The sequence below is a fragment of the Bdellovibrio bacteriovorus HD100 genome (genome assembly GCF_000196175.1).
Taxonomy (GTDB): domain Bacteria; phylum Bdellovibrionota; class Bdellovibrionia; order Bdellovibrionales; family Bdellovibrionaceae; genus Bdellovibrio; species Bdellovibrio bacteriovorus.
This window is the reverse complement of sequence record NC_005363.1, coordinates 3,469,246-3,484,903: the sequence shown is the minus strand read 5'-3', so window position 1 is coordinate 3,484,903 and position 15,658 is coordinate 3,469,246. Positions and strand designations below refer to the sequence as shown.

General features: G+C 51.7%; 14 protein-coding genes. 8 read left to right on the top strand and 6 right to left on the bottom strand.

Features of this window, described 5'->3' with window-relative positions; all coding sequences use genetic code 11:
• Positions 1-55 precede the first annotated feature (55 nt).
• Both BD_RS16400 and BD_RS16395 read right to left on the bottom strand, forming a co-directional pair.
• Positions 56-1,093 carry a class I SAM-dependent methyltransferase gene (locus BD_RS16400; RefSeq protein ID WP_011165908.1) on the bottom strand — a complete coding sequence of 346 codons (1,038 nt, stop codon included), beginning with the start codon at positions 1,091-1,093 and terminating at the stop codon, positions 56-58.
• A complete protein-coding gene (locus BD_RS16395) occupies positions 1,093-1,593 on the bottom strand; it encodes a hypothetical protein (protein ID WP_011165907.1) in 501 nt (166 codons plus the stop codon). Before BD_RS16395 ends, BD_RS16400 begins: the two co-directional genes overlap by 1 nt.
• A 128-nt stretch (positions 1,594-1,721) precedes the next feature.
• Between BD_RS16395 and BD_RS16390 the strand changes: the two genes are divergently transcribed.
• Genes BD_RS16390 through BD_RS16365 form a run of 6 tightly spaced genes read left to right on the top strand, consistent with a single transcriptional unit; the run spans position 1,722 to position 7,530 of the window.
• The gene (locus BD_RS16390; RefSeq protein ID WP_157866036.1) at positions 1,722-2,330 is read left to right on the top strand and encodes a YiiD C-terminal domain-containing protein; all 609 of its coding nucleotides are present in this window, start codon (positions 1,722-1,724) and stop codon (positions 2,328-2,330) included.
• Between the two features lie 11 nt (positions 2,331-2,341).
• Positions 2,342-3,949, top strand: a complete 1,608-nt coding sequence (locus tag BD_RS16385; protein ID WP_011165905.1) for a carboxyl transferase domain-containing protein — start codon at positions 2,342-2,344, stop codon at positions 3,947-3,949.
• Between the two features lie 2 nt (positions 3,950-3,951).
• Positions 3,952-4,731 carry an enoyl-CoA hydratase-related protein gene (locus BD_RS16380; RefSeq protein ID WP_011165904.1) on the top strand — a complete coding sequence of 260 codons (780 nt, stop codon included), beginning with the start codon at positions 3,952-3,954 and terminating at the stop codon, positions 4,729-4,731.
• Entirely contained in the window at positions 4,731-6,209 is a 1,479-nt protein-coding gene (locus BD_RS16375; RefSeq protein ID WP_011165903.1) for an acetyl-CoA carboxylase biotin carboxylase subunit, read from the top strand. Before BD_RS16380 ends, BD_RS16375 begins: the two co-directional genes overlap by 1 nt.
• Positions 6,209-6,589, top strand: a complete 381-nt coding sequence (locus BD_RS16370; RefSeq protein WP_011165902.1) for an acetyl-CoA carboxylase biotin carboxyl carrier protein subunit — start codon at positions 6,209-6,211, stop codon at positions 6,587-6,589. Before BD_RS16375 ends, BD_RS16370 begins: the two co-directional genes overlap by 1 nt.
• A gap of 5 nt (positions 6,590-6,594) precedes the next feature.
• Positions 6,595-7,530 (top strand): hydroxymethylglutaryl-CoA lyase, encoded by a 936-nt coding sequence (locus BD_RS16365; protein WP_011165901.1) that lies wholly within the window; start codon positions 6,595-6,597, stop codon positions 7,528-7,530.
• 13 nt (positions 7,531-7,543) lie between these two features.
• Here BD_RS16365 and BD_RS16360 read toward each other — a convergent pair whose 3' ends face one another.
• Positions 7,544-9,136 carry a lytic transglycosylase domain-containing protein gene (locus tag BD_RS16360; protein ID WP_231839214.1) on the bottom strand — a complete coding sequence of 531 codons (1,593 nt, stop codon included), beginning with the start codon at positions 9,134-9,136 and terminating at the stop codon, positions 7,544-7,546.
• Between the two features lie 155 nt (positions 9,137-9,291).
• On the opposite strand from BD_RS16360, the gene BD_RS16355 reads away from it, so the two are divergent.
• Positions 9,292-10,089, top strand: a complete 798-nt coding sequence (locus BD_RS16355; RefSeq protein ID WP_011165899.1) for a substrate-binding periplasmic protein — start codon at positions 9,292-9,294, stop codon at positions 10,087-10,089.
• A 1-nt stretch (position 10,090) separates the two neighbouring features.
• Here BD_RS16355 and BD_RS16350 read toward each other — a convergent pair whose 3' ends face one another.
• The 3 genes from BD_RS16350 to BD_RS16340 all read right to left on the bottom strand — a co-directional run bounded on the left by BD_RS16350 (position 10,091) and on the right by BD_RS16340 (position 13,828).
• Positions 10,091-11,236 carry a hypothetical protein gene (locus BD_RS16350; protein WP_011165898.1) on the bottom strand — a complete coding sequence of 382 codons (1,146 nt, stop codon included), beginning with the start codon at positions 11,234-11,236 and terminating at the stop codon, positions 10,091-10,093.
• Between the two features lie 119 nt (positions 11,237-11,355).
• The gene (locus tag BD_RS16345; RefSeq protein ID WP_011165897.1) at positions 11,356-13,188 is read right to left on the bottom strand and encodes a TonB-dependent receptor plug domain-containing protein; all 1,833 of its coding nucleotides are present in this window, start codon (positions 13,186-13,188) and stop codon (positions 11,356-11,358) included.
• 28 nt (positions 13,189-13,216) lie between these two features.
• The gene (locus tag BD_RS16340; protein WP_231839213.1) at positions 13,217-13,828 is read right to left on the bottom strand and encodes an energy transducer TonB; all 612 of its coding nucleotides are present in this window, start codon (positions 13,826-13,828) and stop codon (positions 13,217-13,219) included.
• Positions 13,829-14,016: 188 nt separating this feature from the next.
• Here BD_RS16340 and BD_RS16335 point away from each other — a divergent pair, with 188 nt between their 5' ends.
• Positions 14,017-15,546 carry an ATP-binding cassette domain-containing protein gene (locus BD_RS16335; protein ID WP_041583641.1) on the top strand — a complete coding sequence of 510 codons (1,530 nt, stop codon included), beginning with the start codon at positions 14,017-14,019 and terminating at the stop codon, positions 15,544-15,546.
• Positions 15,547-15,658: the final 112 nt, after the last annotated feature.

The window sequence follows — 15,658 nt, the reverse complement described above, 5'->3', positions numbered from 1 at the left end:
CATAAACGGTGCGTCTAGCGCGATGCTTATGCAAAAGTAAGCAGGTACCTTTTAGTTACTTCTTTTTGGTGTAGATGAAAAGCTCTTTGCCTTGGCGGCGGGGGATTGATTTTTGCCAGCGGCCCCAGAAGATCGGGTGGTAGTGGTTTTTCAGGCGTTGGCGCAGTTCCCACTCGGTGCCGCCGTAGGGTGGGCCCTGGCGTTTTTCGAAGGTGAAGAATACGCCCATCAAATGGCCGCCTTGTACCAGCACACGGTTCCAGACTTTGACAAGTTCCTGGCGGCGTTCCGGGTTGATGGCGCAGTAACAGGTGTGTTCAAACACGACATCAAAGGACTGGTCAAAGTCTTGCGGCAGCTTGAAAAGGTCGGCTTCCACGAAAGTCAAAGTGGGCAGATGGCCGTACAGTTTTTTGGCACGTTCCAAAGCCAATGGGGAGATGTCGACAGCTGTGACAAAGTGGCCGGCGGCCGCAAACAAAGCCGCATCATGACCTTCACCACAACCCAAAACCAACACGCGGGAGCGGCTGATTTTCAGGCGGGGAATCATGTCTTTCAGAGCTTCGGCGGGTTCACCCAGATTCCAGCCCGGGTTTTCTTCCTGCTGGTAGATCTGGCTCCAGTAGGTTTCTTTTTCGACGTCTTTGTGGGGTGGCCAGTAAGCCGGAATGTCGTAGGTTTTGCCGTCAAATTCGATGAAGTCGTCGCCGAATTCTTCAAGCAAGTTGAAGAACGTGGCTTGGGCCTTGCGGGACATCACGAACGGAATTTTGTTGGCGGCATAACCGTGAAAGCGGTCCCACTCGTCCAAAGACAAAGACTCCAGTTCGAAGGCGTAGTGCACGCCATACGGAAGCAGGATTTCCCAGGTTTTGTCCTCTTTCAGATTTACTTGAGCGGCTACGTAAGGTTCGTCGAAAGCTTCAACGATCACCGGGACATCGCCGAAGGTGGAAAGCAGGGTTCCGCCCTCGTGAATTTTCAGATTTTGCAGGATTTCCTGTCCCACAATCGGGTCTTGGATGCGAACCTCGCGGCTCAGAGCAAAACCCTCTTCATCAATTTGGATGAAATTTGTGGGAATAGCCATTAGTGGCCAGGAGTTGCGGTTGGAGCAGGAGTCGGAGTCGCAGTGGCTGCCGGAGTTGCCTCTGGAGTAGCCTCAGTTGTTACTTCGTCTGCGCCCGGAGTGATAGTGGAGCCTTCAGTGAAAACCACGATATCATTGGTGGTTTTTACGGATTGCAGAACCCATTTATCCACGTTTTCCTGATCAGAGATGTCGCGGTAAAGAACCGCTTCGCCTTCGATCACTTGTTCCATGGATTCGCCGTCTTCAGAAACATCGGTGAACTTGTAAGCAAACACCGCGCGAACCTTGTTGTCGCTCAGGGTTTCGGTCCACAAACGGGAGATGGAAAGGTCTTTGGCGTGTGGCTTTTTAGCAGCCAAAGTTTGAGTGATAAGTTCAGCCAGTTTCACCTGAATGCCGGAGTGCGTCTCAAATCCAACGGCTTGGGAAGTGTGGATCACATTCCAGGTCCAAACCAAGGCAGCAATGAAAATAACCAGGCTTACAATTTTCTTCATCTCTAGAGTCCTCTCTCCATTTACTCAGTGTGATAAAACTGACATCGTTATCCGAGCATGATATTCAGTTTTTTTCAACACTCGCACAGAGAGGGTATCTCATGAACCAACAATGGCTGACAATCTTAATGTCAAAGGGGATTGAGCTGGAGCAGAACCTGCGTCAGCAGTTGCAAAACGCCAAAGACGGGCTGAAGTCCCAGCTTGAAGAACGGGGTATTCGCCTGAGTGCCGCGGACCTGGCAGCCTTGCTGGAAGAGGTTTCCCCGAAGGCGTCTCATGCTGCGCTTAGTTATGCCCTGGATATCGTGCGCCCGTTCTCGGCAGGCATGGGCCTGAGAATTTCTCGTTTGTCGGACACTCAAGTCGAAATGGTGGTTTCGGCCCGCACCCGCAACCTGAACGAAGTCAAAACCATGCACGAGGGGGCTTTGGTGACGGCGGCGATTGAGGCGGCCAAACTTCTGTGGATGCGCCATGCCCCGATGGGTTCTTTTGAAATCAACGTGACCCGTCTTGAGTCTGAATTGTTCAAAGTCACCAGTGAAGAGTGCCGTGTGCGCATGGAGCTTCCAGAAACAGTCCGCGAAGTGGTGCTGGCGGAAGTCCGTGATCGCCGCGAAGCCAAAGCTGAAGTGGAGCTGAAGGTTTTCGACAGCAACGATCAGGCCGTGGCAGAGTTCCGTTTGCATTTGAGTTTTAAACACACTCCGGCTTTGCCTGGCAGTGAGGGATAGTACAAGGTTCTATGGAAATTTTAGAGACAAACATTGATTCCAGTTCCAGTGATTTCAAGCTCAACCGCGAGGCCATGCTTGGTATCGTCAACGAATGGCGTGAACGCGTAAATCTTGTGAAACAAGGTGGCGGCGAAGACGCGACTAAAAAACACAAATCCCGTGGCAAGCTGACGGCGCGCGAGCGTATCGAGGCTTTGGTGGACGGCGGAACCGCGTTCCTAGAGTTCTCAACCCTGGCGGCTTGGGACATGTACGAAGGCCAGGCTCCGGGTGCGGGTGTGGTCACTGGTATCGGTGTCATTCACGGCACTGAATGTGTGATCGTGGCAAACGATGCGACAGTCAAAGGCGGCACGTACTTCCCAATGACCGTAAAAAAGCACTTGCGCGCGCAAGAGATCGCTTTTGAAAACGGTCTGCCATGTATTTACCTTGTCGATTCCGGCGGCGCCTTCCTGCCAATGCAGGCGGATGTGTTCCCGGATCGTGATCACTTCGGCAGAATCTTCTACAACCAGGCCCGCATGTCGGCCGCCAACATCCCGCAAATCGCGGTGGTGATGGGGTCTTGCACCGCGGGTGGCGCGTATGTTCCGGCGATGAGTGATGAAACCGTGATCGTAAAAGAAAACGGAACCATCTTCCTGGGTGGTCCTCCACTGGTGAAAGCCGCAACCGGAGAAGTTGTTGATGCGCAGGAACTAGGCGGCGCGCAAGTGCACTGTGAAAATTCCGGTGTGACGGATCACTTTGCGGAAGACGACGAACACGCCATTGAAATCACGCGCTCGATCGTGGCTCACTTGAACCACAAGCGTGCCGTGCAGTTGAAAACCCTTCCGGTGGAAGAACCCCTGTTCGACCAGAAAGAGCTTTACGGGATCATCCCGAAAGACAGCCGTGTGCCATTTGATGTGCGTGAAGTGATTGCGCGTATCGTGGACGGTTCCCGTTTCCATGAATTCAAACCGCTGTATGGTAAAACTTTGGTGACCGGCTTTGCCCACATCTGGGGTATGCCTGTGGGTATCATTGCGAATAACGGCGTTTTGTTCAGCGAAAGCTCTTTGAAAGCCGCGCACTTTATCGAACTGTGTGAACAGCGCGAAGTGCCTTTGATCTTCCTGCAAAACATCACCGGCTTCATGGTCGGTAAAAAATATGAAAACGAAGGTATCGCCAAACACGGGGCGAAGATGGTGATGGCCGTTTCCAACGCCCATGTGCCGAAATTCACCGTGGTCATCGGTGGCTCTTACGGCGCCGGCAACTATGGCATGTGCGGTCGTGCCTTCCAGCCTCGTCAGTTGTGGATGTGGCCTAACGCCAAAATCAGCGTGATGGGGGGCGAGCAGGCGGCCAATGTTCTTCTGACTGTGAAGATGGATCAGATGGCGGCGAAAAAACAAACGATGTCTGCTGAAGAGCAGGCCGAGTTTAAACGTCCGACTTTGGAAAAATACGAAAAAGAAAGTGCTTGTTATTATTCTTCAGCGCGCCTGTGGGATGACGGGATCATTGATCCGGCTGACACCCGCCGTGTGCTGGCACTGGGGATCTCCGCAAGCCTTAACAAGTCCTGGGGTGAAAAAACTCAGGGCGTCTTCAGGATGTAATTATGTCTTTTGTTGTAGTTACAGAAATGAATCAGGTGGCCTATGTGAAACTTCACAGGCCCGAAGTGCGTAACTCTTTCAACCCGGAGATGATCGCGGAGCTGACCAAGATCTTTACCGATCTGGAAGCGCGCAAAGATCTGCGTGCCGTGGTTCTGCAAGGGGAAGGCAAAGTCTTCTGCGCCGGAGCTGACCTGAACTGGATGAAAGAAATGGTGAATTTCACCTTCGAACAAAACCGTGAAGACTCTTTGAAGCTTTTCGGCATGTTTGAAGCCATCGCCCAGTGCAGTCTGCCGGTGATTGGCATGATTCACGGCGCGGCTTTTGGCGGCGCTTTGGGACTCGTGGCGGTTTGTGACGAAGTCATTGCTGAAGAAAACACCCAGTTCTGTTTCAGTGAAGTGAAGCTGGGAATCGCGCCGGCGGTGATCAGTGCCTTTGTGAACAAAAAAGCAGTTGCCGGTAAAGTTCGTCCGTTGATGCTTTCAGGTGTGGTGTTTAACTCGCACATCGCCCAGCAAGCCGGTCTGGTAACAGAAGTGGTTCCTGTGGGTGAAGGCCACACGGCTTTGCAAAAGGTTCTGCACGGCTACATGCAGTGCGGTCCGGATGCGGTTCGTGAAACCAAAAAACTATTGAATGATCTTGATACCTTGAGCTGGGCCGATCAGCGCAGCCGTACAACCACGGTGATCGCAGAACGTCGCGCCAGCAATGAAGGGCAGGAAGGCCTGAAATCCTTCCTTGAAAAGCGTGAGCCCGCATGGAGACTGAATTAATGAAAAAGTTCACACGTATTGCCATCGCCAATCGCGGTGAAGTGGCTGTTCGTATTATCAAAGCCTGCGAGGAAATGGGTATTGAAACCGTTCTTCTGCACTCAGAAGCCGACATCAACACCCGCGCTTATCGTATGGCGACTAAAACCATCTGCGTGGGTCCTGCGGCAACGGCGGAAAGTTATCTGAACATTCCAGCCAACATCAACGGCGCTTTGGCCGGTGGTGCGCAAGCGGTGCATCCGGGTTTTGGTTTCCTGTCTGAAAACGCCGATTTCGCGGAGGCTGTGAATAAAGCCGGTTTGACCTTCATTGGTCCTTCTCCGGAAGCGATCCGTGCTTTGGGTGACAAGGTTCACTGTAAAGAGCTGGCAAAGCAGGCGGGTTTGCCGCTGGTGCCGGGTTATCAGGGTGAAAACCAGGATGTGGCTCACTTGATCACGCAGGCTGAGAAGATCGGCTATCCGGTGATCGTGAAAGCCGCTGCCGGTGGTGGTGGCCGCGGGATGAAACTTTTGAAGTCTTCCGCAGAAGCTCACGAGCTGATTGAATCCGCCCAGCGTGAAGCACAGTCGGCTTTTGGTTCTCCGAAAGTCTTCCTGGAAAAGTATCTGGATCGTGCAAAACACATTGAATTCCAGGTCTTCGGTGACAGCACCGGAAATGTGCAGCACTTCTTTGACCGCGAATGCTCTGTTCAGCGCCGTCACCAGAAAATCATCGAAGAGGCGACTTCGCCTTCTTTGACCGATGATCTGCGCCGCCGTATGGGAGAGGCGGCTTGTGCCATTGCGACTTTGGGCAAATACAAAGGGGCGGGCACGGTGGAATTCCTTCTGCAAGATGGGGAGTTCTATCTTTTGGAAGTGAACACTCGTTTGCAGGTCGAACACCCGGTGACGGAAGAAGTTCTGGGTGTGGATCTGGTGAAAATGCAGATCCTGACTGCGCAGGGTGATTTCGTTCATGACAACAAACAGATCCGCGCACCGAAGGGCCATTCCATCGAATGCCGTATCTATGCTGAAAATCCATTCCTGGGTGGCGTTCCTTCCACAGGTCTTTTGGGTCATGTGGAATGGCCGGAAGGTCCGGGCCGTCGTTATGAATACGGCTTTGATTCCGGCGACACCATTACGCCGTACTATGACCCGATGATTGCCAAAGTGATCGTGTGGGATGAAAACCGTCCGCGTGCGATTCAGAAAATGATCCGCGTATTGAAGGATTCCGTGGTGTTTGGTGTTCACACGAACATCCCGTACCTGATCGAAATTCTTTCGCACAAAGAGTTCGTCATGGGCACGATGACGACAAGATTTATTGAAACTTACTTCAGTGAATCACTGAAAGAACCAGCTTTGACGGAAATTGAAAAAACCGTGGCGGCGGGTGCATTGTTGCAGCTTCGCGGAGGCGCTGGTGAAACGGCGAAAACTTCCGCATCCCCTTGGGCTTCTTACTGGAGAGGTATCTAATGGAAGTGAAAGTAAGAATCGACGGTGTTGATCATAAAGCCCAAGCCCAGCTGATTGCCGGGACTTTGTGGGTTCACTATAACGGCCGTGTTTTCACCCAGGACGCAACGACAGGACGAAAGTCCCGTAAAAAGGGCGGTACGGGTGGTTCTTCCGATCAGATCATGGCCCCTATGCCGGGCAAAGTGACCAAATTGCTTTTGGCGCCAGGGGCGGCTGTGGCTGCAGGCCAGGCGGTTTTGGTGATGGAAGCCATGAAAATGGAGTACACTTTAAAGGCAGAAATCGCCGGGACTATCGACAGTGTGAACTGTACGGTTGGCGAACAAGTGGCCTTGGGTAAAGCCCTTGTGAAAATCAAACCAGCATCCGATAAATAGGACCTATGAAAAAGTCAGTTGTCATTGTGGAAATGGGATTAAGAGACGGCCTTCAGAACGAAAAAACGGTTCTGGATGCTGACACTCGTGTGGAATTTGCAAGACGACTGATTCTGGCCGGAACCAAGCGTGTTGAAATCGGGGCGTTTGTTTCCCCGACCTGGGTTCCGCAAATGGCGGGCACTGCGGAAGTGGTGCAAAAGACATTTGCTCTTGTGAAGTCCGGTTCTATCCCCAAGAAGACAGAATTTTCAGTACTGGTTCCCAACGAACGCGGGATGATGGATGCCATCGCCAGCGGGGTGAAGGAAGTTGCGATCTTTGCGGCGTGTTCTGAATCCTTCTCTTTGAAAAACATCAACTGTTCTATCGATGAAAGCTTCAAACGTTTTGAGCCGGTGATGGCTTTGGCGAAGAAGCACAAGATCAAAGTGCGCGGATACCTGTCCACGTGTTTTGGTTGTCCATTTGAAGGCAGAGTGTCTGAAGCCAAAGTGGTGAAGCTTGCTCAGCGCATGCACAAACTGGGCGTGTACGAACTTTCCATCGGCGACACCATCGGTGTGGCGGATGTGGGGCAGGTGGAATCCCTGTTCAGAAAGCTAAAGAAAGTTGTTCCGGTGAAAAAACTTGCCGGGCATTTTCACGATACGCGCGGCCAGGCTTTGGCCAATATCCTTGCGGCGTACAAGCTGGGTATCAATGTCTTTGATACCAGCCTGGGTGGTTTGGGCGGATGCCCTTACGCTCCGGGGGCCACTGGCAACGTTGCGACTGAGGACGTGGTTTACATGTTCCATGGCATGGGTGTGAAGACGGGTCTGAATCTGGACAAGCTGATTGAAATCAATCCGTGGATGGCGGAAAAAATCCAGCATCCACTGCCTTCAAAGGTCGGCAAAGTCGGCCGTCTGAAACCTTTGGGTAAAGTTCAAAAGTAAAGTCTTGTGTGAACTATTTCTGAGCAGAAACTTGTGAAGCCATTTGCGGTGTCACAAGCAGTTCTGGATACAGCTTGGAATACCAATATTGGTTGCGCAGGATGCCTGCAACGTATTCACGCGTTTCATCAAACGGAATCAGATCCACAAACAACAAAGGATTGTCCACCGGATATCGTTTCATCCATTTGCGCACGTTGCCGCTGCCGGCGTTGTAAGACGCCAGGGCTTTCATGTGATCATTCTTGAATTCTTTGACCAACGCTGCAAAGTAACGTGCACCCAATTGGATATTGCTGGAAGGATCCAATAGTTCTTTGTCGGTGACCACGCGTTTTTTTAAGTCTTTTGCTGTGCGAGGCATGATTTGCATCAAGCCCGTCGCACCCACCGGGCTTTTCGTGTTCGGATTGAATGAGCTTTCCTGACGGATCAAAGACAGCAGCAGGAATGGGTCCTGATCGCGGTGATGTTTGATCACCAGGTCTTCAAACGCCAGAGGATAGTAGATATTCAGATTCTTCAGCGTCTTGAACTGAGGGTGATTCTGGAACAAACGGCTGAGCACCATGAAACGCTGGTGGTTCATGTCGTCGAATTTCGCCAACAGTGTTGCCACATAAAGCTGGAAGCCGGGCTCTGCCTCGCTCAGTTCAGCGTAATCAATAAATTCAAGTGTGCGTTTGGCCAGCGAGTCTTTTTGCTGAGCCAGGAAGTGTTCAACCAGCTGGATGGCGCCATTCAGATCTTCAAATGAACTGCGGGTTTGAATGCGCTGTTCACGCAGATCAGAAACTGTCTGATAGGGGCCGTCTTCCATCGTCGCGTAGTCCGTCAGAATGTGATAGCTCAGCGGGAAGTTCGTGAAATGATCTTCCATGGTGTTGGCAGATACGGATTTACCCTGCTCGCGTGCGGCATGATTTATCCAGAACTGCGCCCGGGAAGTCAGTGCGATGTCTTTGGAAAGCTTGGAAAGTTTTTTCAGGAAGTCTGTGGCCTGTTCTGGATTGTCCTGCCAGATCTCAAACAAACCACCACGGTACAGGCCCAGGTCGCTGAATTCTTTATCTGTGCTGCATTCCAAGGTGCGGGCATACAGCGCACGCACTGTGGAAAGCACTTTTGCATCGGGAAGTTTCTCTTCCAGTTTGAAGGCCATGGCCGTTGCCAGGTGTGGGGAAATACAGGCTTTGTCGCTCAGAATGTGCGCTGTCAGATTCTGACGGTCCTTATTTGAAAGGGCCGAAATAGCGCGCACACTTTCAGATTCCGAAGTGTTTGTAAGCTCGGTCCATTTTTGCTGACGAATCAGCTTTGTCAGCTGGGCGGCTTTTAAACGACTGTCTTTGTTTTTCTCGGCAGCAGATTTGTCCTTATAGAAGCTTTTGCAAAGAACCGCATTGCGTTCGATATGGCAGCCCTTATAGCGGGCGGCAAAGAAGTTGTGCTTTTCATTCAGTTGAATAAAGAGCTCGGCGGCTTCTTTATGTTCCTGGGAAACGGGGGTGGGGCTGGCATGTACATTTTGTAACAGCTGCCCAAAACCGGCATCGAAATAGCAACCTGCCGCCGCCAGGGTCAGGGCGAAGATGCTTGAAATCATTAATAAAGTCTTAAACCGGTTTTTCTGCATAGTTCTTAAAGAGGTATAGCTGCACTAATCGTACCCTTTGGAGGCTAAGTAGCTGGCGGGTGGGGGCCGTTTAAAAATGCTTTTGAAACGTGTCAGAATGAGACGACCTGGTTAAGATTAAATGTATGCAGATTTTGAAAGCGCTTTTAGTCATTGTGATGGGATTTGCTGTTGAGGCGGCTTTTGCCAAGGACATCTGCTCAAGGCAGTTTATTGTAGGTACCAATAATTATCAGCCGATGTATTTTCGCAACTCTGGCGGGCAGGCCGGAGGAGTTGATGAGGAGTTGATCTCGGCGATCATGGCGCGGCGGGAGTGTGGATACAATTCCCGGGGAATGGCCAGGCCAGTGGCCGTTGAGTCCTTGAAGCGGAATCAATTGGATCTGATCTTGCTGGTGGCAGAAAACAATATTTATTCCGACGCTGGCGCGGATTACATTCCCTTGTTTCGTTCCGTGCGGGAACTGGTTGTGCGTAAGTCCAAGTATAAAAAAGGGCAGACAGTCGCTGATGTGTTTGCAAATAAGAAAGTTATATTTGGCAATCTGATTGGGTCGCGGGCAGTGATGACGGAGTCCGAGTATCAGTTGTTGATCAAAGACAAGCGTCTTATCCAGGTCCCGGATGCGGCGGGTGTGTTTGCCCTGATTCAAAAAGGCCGGACAGATGCCGTGATTGCAACACCTCTTTTAAACAATTATCTGGTCAAAGACTTAAAAATTGAAAATGACGTGGTAACGGTCGCGGACCGGAACTTCACAACGTCATTGGGTATTTACGTTTCCCGGAAGCGAGTAGGGCCGCAAGAGCGGCAAAGGCTGGAAGAAATCGTCCACAAGATGAAGAAAGATGGAACGATTGAAAAGATACTTTCGAAGTATCTTACCATAGATCAGTTGTCATCAGTGTCCTACGAATAGGCTACTGACAGGATTTCACTTTGGACGGAGTGAAGTTGTAAATCATCGTACCGCCCTCTTTCAGGAACCCTTGCTTCAGCTGATCCAAATACGGTGGTGGAGTTCCCAGTTTGCTGCGGCCGTGGCGAACGGTGTCCAGAGAGCCGGCAACTCCCAGGCAGCCCTGTGTTGGAGTGTACGGATCCCAGCCATGCAATAAAACCCCACGACTGTGAATATCCTTGTTTTCTGGCTCCAGTCCCAAAAGTTCAATCCCGTCACGAATATTGCCGCCGCGGGGAGGACTGTAGGCCTTGGTCATGATTGCGCCGTTCGGAGTTTTCAAAGAACCGCGTCCGTTACCAAAGCCACCTTCGCCACGGGAAACCCACAGAGGATTTTTATCCACGACATTGGCAAGGGAGCCGTCGGCATTCAGAATCCACATTTTTCCCATGACCCCGCCATCAGAGAAGTCATTGAAAATGAATTTGTCCTGATTGACTTTGTCTTTGTTCTTTTTCAAAGCTTCCAGAGCCTGCTTTAAACCGCAATTCAAAGTCTTGTTGTTCTGAATGACTTCCGGGAACTTCTTTTCATCGCAATTGGCTGTGGTGCTGCGGGAATTAAGCAGGCGGTTGGTGCTGTCGATTTTTTCGGTCATCGCTGCAGCCATGGCATCGGCTTCTGCGACCTCGGTTCCGGTGCTTGGGGTGACCAGTGATTTTGGCTTGGATCCCAAGCCGAAAAGATTCAGGAACCAGTCAATCAGATTGAAGCTTCCTGTTTTATAAGCCGGCACATCGCTGGTCAAAGTACAGTTCGTGGTGCCATCGCCGCTGGAGCAGGTGGCAGAGTTCGTGCCCAGATCAGATTTTTGCACGACCAGATTGGAGGATTTGGCCAGAGCTTGCAGATCGGCGTTGTCGGAGGTGTCTTCCGTGCCGCTGATATCGGTGACCTGATAAAGAGAGTTCTGATCAACGTCTTTGAGGAAACCGCTGTTACCTTCGTATTGAGGGGTGATAAAGCGAGTGCCTTCTTTGACAGCCTGAAGTTTGACTGAAGAATTCTTCGGCAAGGCCCCGATAGGCATGACCGCCTCGGTGGATGCATAACTGACTGCTTGTAACAGAAATATAAAAGCGCCAACAATGAACGGTCTCATAGTCTTAATTTAAATGAAAAAGACTCTGAAATTAAGGCCAGTTTGTGTCAAATGGCGGGGAAGGTCCTGTTCCGGGAAAGTCTGAGGGGCACTGGACCCCTCAGATGCAAAGTGACTGCTTAGAACAGGTATTCCGCTTCCAGAGAGCCAGAGAAGCCCTCTGAATAGAAGCTGTAAGTCTCTTCATAGCGGTGGTCCGCCAGATTGTTCAGGCGGGTGAAGACATTGATGTTGTTATTCCATTGATAGGAATAAGCAGCATTAGCAGTCACATAGCCCGGGATTGCCGTGGTGGCATAAGTGGTCATGGAAATCGGTGCCCCGTTGTCCATGCGTTCGCCAGCCCCCACCAGTTCCACGGCGGCGGTGTGTTTGTCGTGGTTTTGGATGTACTTCAGACTGCCGTTCACAAGCGGGCGACGCAGCAACCAGGTGCCGGTATCCACGTTGCGGGGTTCCTGGTAACCGTAAGTGGCGACAAATGTGCCACCAGTCCATGGGCGGAGAGTGTAGCTGATGTCCACGCCACGGGTTTCAGTTTTGGAAACGTTTTCGTACTTGATGCTGGGGAATGAGCCGGAAATCTGGATCAGATCCGTGAAATCAGATCGGAAGAACGTGATGGAAGCACTTTGGCTGTCAGAGATCTCAAATTCCTGCATCAGGCTGTACTGAACCGCACGTTCTGCTTTCAGATCCGGATTGCCATAAGAGGAGTACAGCTGGAACAGAGAGGGGATCTTATAGCCCGAAGCCACTTCCAGTTTGGTGTGCTCAAATAAAGTCAGACCCACTTGATAAGTGCTGACCGCATCCTGATCGGCCCAGTTTTCCACGCGACCACCCACGACCAAAGAAAAGCCCGGATGAAATTCATAGTCAGCCTTGGCGAATACACCACGCTGCTCAGAGAACGTATTCACGGACTCCACACCCTTGTCGCGGTAAGTGAAGTCTTCATACAGATAACTGAGCCCCGCAGCCACGCTGATCTTTTCAGATTTGTACGGAGTCAGATCCAGGCGGGCCGTACGAAGGTTCGCGCCATAGTCCTGGTCGGTACCCGTCGGATTCTGCACAGGAACAACCGGCCAGTCATAAGTGCGCAGGGAGTTTTGCATGCTCAAAGCCAGGCGCGGTTCCAGCGGCAGTTCATTGAACTTCATGTAAGTGGAGCCGCCGATCTGACGGGTGAACATTTCCAGGTCCTCGGTGTCCATCACCTGGTTGGTGGTGCGGTCTGTGGTTGGCGAGTTGTTGAAGTCCTGCAGGAACAGGGCTTTCATATTTCCGTCAACAGCCCCTTTCCACACATAAGCCCCCTCGGCATTCCAGTTGTTGCGGGAATAGGTCTCGCTGGAATCAAGCACCGGGGATTCGGCGTCTTTCCATGCGCCATGACCACGCAGAACCAGGGCGTTGCTTTCGTTCAGAGGTTCGGTGTGGGCAACCGTCACGTCACGGAAGTTCTGGGTGCCGATCTGTCCTTGCAGAGAGCTTTGGCTTTTGATTTCCTGAGGAATGGTGTCGATCTTGATTACGCCGGACAAGGCCTGGCCACCGTAAAGCACCGTCTGGCCGCCTTTGATGATTTCAATGCGACGGACTGATTTGATATCCAGAGAATTCAGATTAAAGGTTCTTTGCACCGTGGAGGCGTCATAGAACGGGACACCGTCGACGATGATCATCACGTGTCCAGAGTCTCCGCCGCGGATGAAGATGGAATTGGGCTGAAAGGGTGTGCTGACGACCGTGATGTTGGCCTGGCTTGAAAGCAGGCTGGTGATGCTCGGAGCACGAGAATTCTTGATGGTCTTTTCGTCGATCACAACTTTGTTGGAGGTGTTAAATACAACATCCTCAACAACGGTTTCAAAACTGGGAACGGCTTCTTGAGCGTGAACGGCCAAACCCAGGAACAGGCTGGCAAGCAGAACTGAATATTTCACTGATAAATCCTTTGAACCGGTGCAAGACTTAATTTACTTCTAACTTAAATCTATAGGTGTAACGGATCTTAACAGCAACAGATTCTTCGCCTTTGAAAGCTGGTTGAAATTCGAATTTTTTCAGTGCTTCCACGGCAGATTCATTCAAGCCGTGACCCGGTCCGCTTAGAACTTGCACATGACGGACTTTGCCTTCCCGGTCGATCAGGATTTCCAGAATGACCGGCCCGTCCACAGCAGCTTTTTTGGCTTCTTCCGGATACTGGGCTTTGAATTCACGCTTTACTTTAGGCAGACGGGTGATTTCGCTGAAGCCCACCGGGGAGTTGGAATCTCCGCCATCACCGGCAGCACCCGCGTCTGCGTTGGCGGCGCTAGCGGTGCTGTCAGTGTTTGCACTGGCGACGGGTGTTGCTTCATTGGCTTCACTTTTTACCGATTCCGACGGAACAGTCGGCGCAGGTTTACCGACAGAAGCCGGAGCTGCTGACGGCGGTCCTGAGATGCCTGCGGGGCTTGTGACAGTCAGATCCACCACGGTTCCCAAGTCCGGAGAATCCGGTGAAGCGCCCCACTGCAGGGCCGTGACCGCCAGCAGATGCAATACAACTGATAATAGAATCCAAAATTTTAGTTTCAAGCCCTTAGACCTTCTCACAATCCAATTTTAAGTCAATGCCCGGGGGGGCTATTGTGGGAAGGTCTCAGATGGTGTAGAGTGGTTCTTGTCGGGCTCTAAATCCGACGTCTATGAGAAATTAATCCGTCATCTTATTCTTTTATTAAGAACTCACATCGGCCCGATCGGGTTTGGACGGATTATTTATTATGCAAAACAATTTATTTCAGGTGACCGGAAGGTCCCTGTTCTATGAGCTTCCCCATGGGGCGAAGCTGCTTAACGACATTTCATTTACTTGGAACTTCCGCCGGTGTGCTTTGGTGGGGCCCAATGGCGTGGGAAAAACCACATTGGCGAAGATTCTTGCGGGAGTTCTGGCGCCCCAATGTGGTGAACTGCGCTGTTCTCAGGGCGTGGTTTATCTTGAGCAGGTCAGTGAGCCGTTGGATCAAACGGTCGGCGAGTATCTGAACAGCTTGTGGGAAAGCCCGGTGGCCGACCCGGCGGTGTGGGGCTTGCTGCTGCAGGATATTCCTCTGGAGCAGAATCTGAAATCCCTGAGTGGTGGCCAGTGGACTCGTGTGCGGATTGCCGAAGCCCTGGGGCGCGGTGGGGGATTGCTGATTCTGGATGAACCCACAAACAATCTGGATCGCGAGGCGCGAGAACTGGTGTATCGCTTCGTGCGCGAATATCCGGGCTGTTTGCTGCTGATCAGTCACGACCGTGAATTGCTGGAAGAAGTCGACGGCATCTGGGAACTTTCCAGTCAGGGTCTGGCAAGTTATGGCGGCAGCTATTCGTTTTACGAAGAACAAAAGCGGGCCGAAAGAGAGCTCTTGGAAGAAAAAATCGACCGTGCAAGACGCGAGAAAAAGAAACTGGAGCGGGAACATCACGACAAACTGCAATCTCAGGAAAAACGCATGCGTGCAGGCGACGCCAAAGCCGCCAAGGGCGGGATTCCCCGGATTATAGTCGGCGGACTCAAGCGCCGGGCGCAGGAAACCCATGCACGCATCAACGTGAATGAGGAAAAGCGTGTGGAAAAGTCGCAGGAAAACTTGCGCGAACTGGTTCAGTCCCAGAAGCTGGAAAGCCGTCTGGGACTGGATTTGGACGCCGCAGCCCTGCCGGAGGGGAAGCTGGTTTTCGAACTGGATCAGTTCAACTTAAGCTATTCTGCTGAAGGATCCTTTCTTTGGGAAGAGCCGTTGACTTGTGCCATGCGCGGGCCGCGCCGCTGGGCCTTGTATGGAAAGAATGGAGCCGGAAAAACCTCGTTGCTGGATTGCCTGCTCAGCCGTTCAAAAGCCGTGCGCACCACAGGCGTCTGTCGCTTGGGTGAAGTTCCGGTGCAGGTGCTGGATCAACAGTATTCTCTGCTGAGTGCGGATCATTCAGTGCTTGAAAACGTGATGGAAAAATCAAGGTTTGATCTTATTGAGACCCGCAACCGTCTGGCCCAGTTTCAGTTCTTTGGTGACATGGTTCATCGCAAGACCCGGGACTTGAGCGGAGGCGAAAAGCTGAAGGCCTCTTTAGCAAAGATCCTGATGTCCCAGCCCGTACCGCAATTGCTGATTCTGGATGAGCCCACCAACAATCTGGATCTGACCAGTCTGAGGGTTCTGGAGTCAGCTCTGGGGGAGTTTGCCGGGGCGTTGCTGGTGGTATCCCACGATGAGGTTTTCTTGCAGAACATAGGGGTGGAGGCCGTGCTGGAGATCGGCTAGGGCCCCCAAAAACAGGGCCCGCCCTTTGCAATGAGCAAGCTTCGCTATGTTTGCTCGTTGGTTCACTGTTCTTTCTTTTGTGTGTTTTGGCTTACTTAGCCTTTTTGTCGTT